Here is a 6,270-nt window from a genome sequence, read left to right on the forward strand (position 1 = left end):
GTAACAACCCTCTTCCCGGCAATTCAATAAGTCTTCTGTTAGATCTCTAAAGAGAGCATAGTGAAGCGTGAGACAATACCTTCCTCTTACAGGTAGGAGAGGATTATTGTTTATAATCGCCACACTCCTCAATGAGGAAAATGTTTGGGTGAACTGTTCCCTGCTCCCTGTTTCTATTGGTGTTCCATTAATAAGAATACTCACATCACTTATATTGCCCTCAGTCACAGATAGCGATACAGATCCGGCTACAGGGGTAGGAAGTATGGATTCCCACAAAGTGTTGATTTGTTCGGTGGAAGCTATCCCGAAATTTCCACAAAACTCATCCGTGACTCTTTTTTTGACTTTAGGAATTTCTATACAAGTGGTGAATTGTAAAGGAACTATAATCCAATCATAAACTTTTTCTACATTCACGCAATGTAAACTGCAATTATTCCTAAGGGTCATGTTACTCACCTCTCCCTTTTTTTAAAGACGAACGAATGAAAATGAATGTTACTCCAAATGATTTTTCACCAATTATGCATATTGCTTTAAAAAAGCTTTCTGCTTCAAATAATCATGTACTTTCGCCCTAAATGGATCCAGCAGGCACAATTAATCCATTTAAAATCAATTCTTGGTCGATAATCCTTTGATTCTTACTTCCCGATCTCCTGAATTCCTTCATACTCCTATAAATTATGCATTGACCTAAGAAATGAATAGGCTTTAGTAACGGGTCTAACCTCAGAAATGACATAATTGCTTACTATATTAAACTGCTTTCTACTTTTATCGTGAAACTTGTGCTTTTAAACTAGAACCAACTTCATGCTTTTCACATTTAATAATGTATAAGATTTAAATCTTAAAATTAAATTGAGGAGATAAAATTATGGGTTGTAACGCTTGTTGTCCTGATGATGGACCATTACAAATTGGCGATTTAGTATCTGATGAATTTTGTGGGAATTTTGATATTCCATGTGGGGAGGAAACAGAAGGACTCTGGGTATTGGATCAGACCTTTTTTGATGCAGGAGCACAGACCGCTGGAACAGTTAGTGTCTATTATGAAGGTGGGTGCGGTGAATTTGTCACAGTCACCGTTTCAAGATTGAATTTACCTGATACAACATTTGATGTTCCACTTAGAAATACAAGGTCTATTTCCGCGCTTAATCTCACAGAAGTAAGAATTAATTGTCTTAATGGAGATAGTGGGAGATGTAGAGGTAAATATTGTTTGAACCTTCATTACGATGTTTTAGTCACTGCTGGTGTATAACTTCATTAAATTTTCTTTATTGCGATTGTAGAATTTTACGGGAGGCCCATTGTAGCCAATATTCCTTAATGACATAACGACCGTCATTAACTGGTTCTATAACTGTAGATATCATAGTAGTTTTTCTCTCCATTCTAAGTTCTTAATGACTGGATTTCTTTTAAGCCTCCATTAAAAACCTTTCTTTAGAGTACTAAACTTAAGAAGGGTTTTTAATGTGGTCTTAAAAAAATAAATAACAATGAAGAGATTAGATGTCCTGCAAAAGAATCTGCTCATTATTCATGACCAGATTTAGATCTTTGGGCATTTTTAATATCTCGAAGTGTATTTTTAAAAATTAATAGTACGTTCATTCAATTATTTTCTACATTAAATAATCTTCTCTTAAACCCATCTCCAGCTGCCTGTTACGGTTTTAATGGAACCTTTGATCTCATGGACAAACGATCACTGTCAATTTTATTTGATAGTGCTATTAATAATTTACAGATTGAGGGCTGCGAAAGAATTATTTTTGACCCTTGGAGTATTTTGTCCTAAAAGTCTAAACATTCACATAAATAAGGGTGCTCGTAATGAGCATCCTTATTTATGTGAATGTTTAGAAGGGAAGGTGTTAAAGTGCTTTTCCATTTAACGCAATGTGTTTACCATTCCAGCTACGTTTATTAAAATACAGCTGGGCATTGAGGTGGAAAGTTTACAGGAGGACAATGTACTGTTATTTCAGAACGTGGTTGACAAAGGTTTGATTCTATTTCTAAAGTAGCTGTGCTTTCTATTTGGACACTTTGACATATGTTGATGGAAACATTGAGTTGTTGGAATGTCGGATCCCCAAAGTCATCAGGAACACACGTAATACAAGCATTACAATCAAAATCGGTTATATCACAGTTTAAGGATGTACCTTCTGGAGCACAAAGTAAAAACGTTTCACAAATGGAAAAAGGTTGTGGGGAGGATATGCATTCACCTCTTCTACTTGAAACTCGAATAACAAAATAACCTTTTTTTAATATGATTACTCTTTGCAGAGTAACCGTTTCTCCAGTCGCAAGTGTAACATTCACATTTTGCCGTCCATCTACTAGTACCTTTTCGGTACATAAGATGGATCCTGGTGCTAATGGATCGACTGGATTACCGCTTTCATCCGTTAGGATACATTCTGCAGTTAGTTGACCACCTTCAACCTGCCTATTTATTTCCTCACAAGTAAAATTGAGTCTTTCAAGCCCAGAGATCCCACTAAAGTTTTGCTCTGGAATATCAATTTGTCCAACAACCCAGTCATATACTATTGGAGCCCTAATACACAATGTTTCCTGATTTTGGTTTATATGGTTAAACGTCATGTGCTGTAAACGCCCTTTCATTTTTATCTTACTTTATATCTATGCACGTATCTAATTTTTGTTTAGATAAATAACATGATTGTTATCAGAAACATTTTGCAATAGAGCCAAAAATGGGCATAACGAATAAATGTCTGAAATTCACATAACCTAACTCTCCTAAGTTTAGGAAAACAAATGGAAAAAATTAAAATAAGTGAATATTGCTCCCGTTTCTTTATGACTCGAAATTAAGATTCCTATTTAAACGAAACTCCTTTCTCCTTCTTATATTCCCCGAACAAGTGGACTTTCCCAAACGGTGTAAACTCGTACCAAATAAAAGATGAACAATCCAAAGCTTATAGGCTTAGCTACGCCCTTATTTTTCCAATATTTAACATAACCGATACCACTTTCTAACCACTCAGTATTTTTGTCTACTTAACCAGTAAAGACCCCACATAATCTTTTTAACCCCATTTAAATTTTTTATTGGTTTGATAGTTCCTTAGCCGTTTCCTTTTTTCAGCTCCTTTCATTAACTAATAAAAAGTAGAGCGGCAGGGTGAGGAATTTGAATAAAGGAATTCAGATGCTTCTAGCTGATGCTTCATACTTTAAAGATTTAGGATTAAAAAAATACCACCTGTTTACAGAAATAAAGACAAAGAAAGAACTATTCAAGGAGTAGTAGAAATTTCAACTGAAGATACCCTTGATCAAGAGGCACAGCATCGAGTTTTACAATGGTTACACTAAATCCAACAAAATTAGTGGTTTAATAAATTTTCATCTAGGAGGTGAAATAAGATGGGATGTTTTTTTGACTCGGGTCCCGATTTTGGAACCCGTCTAGATGTTGGGGATGATGATTCTCAACTTGTTAATTTTACTATGGGTTTTACCTTCTCTTTCTACGGTATTGTTCATAATAGCGTTTTTGTGAACTCAAATGGAAATTTAACTTTCAACACAGCAAGCAGTGAATTTACGCCAACCTTTCCAGATTTTATAAATGGGCCTCCAAGGATAGCCCCTTATTGGATTGATTTAGATACAACATGTTTACCACCTACAAATGGAGTTTTTGTTAAGCAGTTTCCAGACCGACTGATTGTAACATATCTAAGAGATGCATACTTTTCTTGTCCAGCAAATCCCCAAATTAATACCTTTCAAGTAGTTTTGTTCAACACAGGATTGATTCGTTTTGCCTATTGTACATTAGATAATACATTTCCTGCAGGAGATGCAAATCCTTCTTTTCCATTGGTTGGTGTGGCGAGCGGGTATGGCGGACCTTCAAGTATATTTCGATACAATCCGCCGGCAAATTTCGATCCACAGCAAACGGTTGTAGGTCCTCCGGGTTTTCTTGATGAAAACAACGAGTATTTAGATTGGCAATTTAATGGAAACAACTATGATTTATTGTTACATCCTTGCCTACCATTTAGTGATTCCTGTCCTGCTAACATTACACAGGTCAATGATACTAGGCAAAGCGGGGCCATTGTAAATTATACGGATCCTACAGTAACTGGTGCCTGCCCTGATGTAACAGTTTCCTGTACGCCAGCTTCCGGTTCCTTCTTTCCTATAGGAGACACACAGGTGACATGTACAGCTACAGATACTACAGGGAATACAACTGAATGTACATTTATAGTTAGAGTTATTACTGATCCCTGTAGATTACTGTCTTAAGAGTCACAAGTAAATTTCAAAAAGAAAATCAAAAAGAAGACTAAAAATCAAAATAAGAAACCTATCTGTATAGAGAACTTTTCAGTTCCCTACAAATAGGTTTTCTTACTTTATTCCGCATTTTCAAATTTTATAAGGAAGAGATTGGATCATGTCATACATAAAAGAATCTTAGCACACAATGTCTTTAACATTTTTATACGGTTCTAGTAAATATAGTTGGGCATTGAGGGGGAAGGGCATTTATTGGCGGACAATTTACTATTACTTCAGAACCTCGTTGACATAATTAATGGAGTTAGTTGGATTATTACTTCCATTGCTTATCGTCTGCCAGCTAGCTCCCTTAATCAAGTTAATTTCTTCACCCATATCCCGAGCTGCGAGCTTTCTTTATCAGAAATATTCTTTAATCCACCAAAAATTGTTAAGCAGAAAAATTATAGGGTATAAAAAACTATAATAGACCTGAGGACCTGGCACATTTGTAGATAAACCTCAGCTTGGAAAGCCAAATAGAAGCATTACGTTTAAAATGTATCAATACTTCCATTTAGCCCATTGATGAAGAAGGTTATTATACCGGGGCAAATTTTTTTGTGGATTTTAATGGCCATTTATTCATTATAGGTATGAACAGATAATTTACAATCATTAACCCTTTCCTAAGCCAGAACGGCCTTTTCATCCTCCAACATGTTGGCCTCCCTGCAACTGCGAATCAGCTTCATTTGTATGGCTTTCCATTGGTATTGAAATAAAGAAAGACAGCCATAATAATTTGAGTGAAATTTTTTATCCATTATACCAAAGAGCCTGACCTTCCATAAAAATTGGAGTAAAGCTCTTTCAATCTTCAAGGGTAAAAAGCATTAGTTATTTCGATGTAAAAGGCTTCAACAAGTGGCTGAGTCCTTTCAAAACACTCATGTTCGGTTGTGTGACAATCCTCTTCACCATCGAATTGTGAAGTGATTTAGTCACTAAATCCATTTTATGATTGTTCAGACTTTCAATCCCTCTCCGAAGTACCAGGGAATCATCATAATCCTTATAAAGCGGTTTACACAGTGTTACCTACAATAAGAAGAATCGCTTTTATTTCTTATTGGTCACCTTTCGGACACTGAAGTATAAATGACAACGGAGAAACAATTTGTGAACTCGATTTTGCTAGTGGACATTACGTTTGTTAAAACCACAACTTTCGAATCAATAAGTTCAAGTAAATCTTATATGTGAGACTTATCCTCTTAATTGATCGATTAAAGTACCGCAAATTTAACGTAATGATTATTAAAAAGGGTTCCTATTGAGCACTTCCCGTTTGAAAAAATCCAATATTGGGAAGAGGCAAATGTAACCTCTGTCCTTCATATACGTTAGGGCGCTAAAACGGCACTTTTTCATCATTATGGTACCGATAGATTTGCCCTTCAGGAAAAATATTTAAGTGCTTTTCACCATAGAACCTTTAATAGTCACGGAGACATTAAGCTCTTGCAAGGATTTGACGATGAGTCTATCGCTTCTCCCTCACTACATACAAATGGATCAGCAGATTAAATAAATGCAGCAGTTGAAGAGTTAGGATGTCCAAGGTTGGTACACACCTTATAGGTACTGGACGTTTGGAATACGATACGGAGATCCCTTAAGGAAATATATGAGCGAGATTTAGACAGAGGGTTAAGTGCAGAATTTACCCGCGCATTAATTTCCAAATAATCCCCCTCAAGAACTCCTATCGAATCGGTGGCATTCTCATGCTCGTTTATTATTTTTAAATTGTCCCAATTATTATGAGTATAAGGAAACGCCATATAAGTGGAAATGAGAGAGACAGAAATTAGTGAAATGAGGAAGATAATATGGAGCGTAATCACACCATGATGCAATTTTTTGAATGGCACTTGGCTAACGACGGTGACCACTGGAATCGTC

At 36.0% G+C, this 6,270-nt stretch carries 5 protein-coding genes; 2 read left to right on the forward strand and 3 right to left on the reverse strand.

What is annotated here, in order from left to right:
* A partial coding sequence (locus WAM07_RS18715; protein ID WP_422168897.1) for an S-Ena type endospore appendage occupies positions 1-420 on the reverse strand: 420 nt, incomplete at its 3' end.
* Positions 421-883: 463 nt separating this feature from the next.
* Here WAM07_RS18715 and WAM07_RS18720 point away from each other — a divergent pair.
* Complete coding sequence (locus WAM07_RS18720) at positions 884-1,276, forward strand: S-Ena type endospore appendage (RefSeq protein WP_422168898.1); 393 nt, start codon at positions 884-886, stop codon at positions 1,274-1,276.
* Positions 1,277-1,947: 671 nt separating this feature from the next.
* Here the strand turns inward: WAM07_RS18720 and WAM07_RS18725 are convergent.
* Positions 1,948-2,637 (reverse strand): hypothetical protein, encoded by a 690-nt coding sequence (locus WAM07_RS18725; protein WP_422168899.1) that lies wholly within the window; start codon positions 2,635-2,637, stop codon positions 1,948-1,950.
* A gap of 792 nt (positions 2,638-3,429) precedes the next feature.
* Here WAM07_RS18725 and WAM07_RS18730 point away from each other — a divergent pair.
* Positions 3,430-4,326 (forward strand): HYR domain-containing protein, encoded by an 897-nt coding sequence (locus WAM07_RS18730; RefSeq protein WP_422168900.1) that lies wholly within the window; start codon positions 3,430-3,432, stop codon positions 4,324-4,326.
* 1,562 nt (positions 4,327-5,888) lie between these two features.
* On the opposite strand, the gene WAM07_RS18735 is transcribed toward WAM07_RS18730, so the two are convergent.
* The coding region (locus tag WAM07_RS18735) for a hypothetical protein (protein ID WP_422168901.1) at positions 5,889-6,270 on the reverse strand (382 nt) is incomplete at its 5' end.

Source organism: Halobacillus sp., assembly GCF_049282395.1.
Taxonomy (GTDB): Bacteria; Bacillota; Bacilli; order Bacillales; family Halobacillaceae; genus Halobacillus.

Bases quoted from the DNA above. Each gene is read 5' to 3' on its own strand.
- WAM07_RS18725 (WP_422168899.1), bottom strand. From the start codon at position 2,637: ATGACGTTTAACCATATAAACCAAAATCAGGAAACATTGTGTATTAGG.
- WAM07_RS18720 (WP_422168898.1), top strand. From the start codon at position 884: ATGGGTTGTAACGCTTGTTGTCCTGATGATGGACCATTACAAATTGGC.
- WAM07_RS18730 (WP_422168900.1), top strand. From the start codon at position 3,430: ATGGGATGTTTTTTTGACTCGGGTCCCGATTTTGGAACCCGTCTAGAT.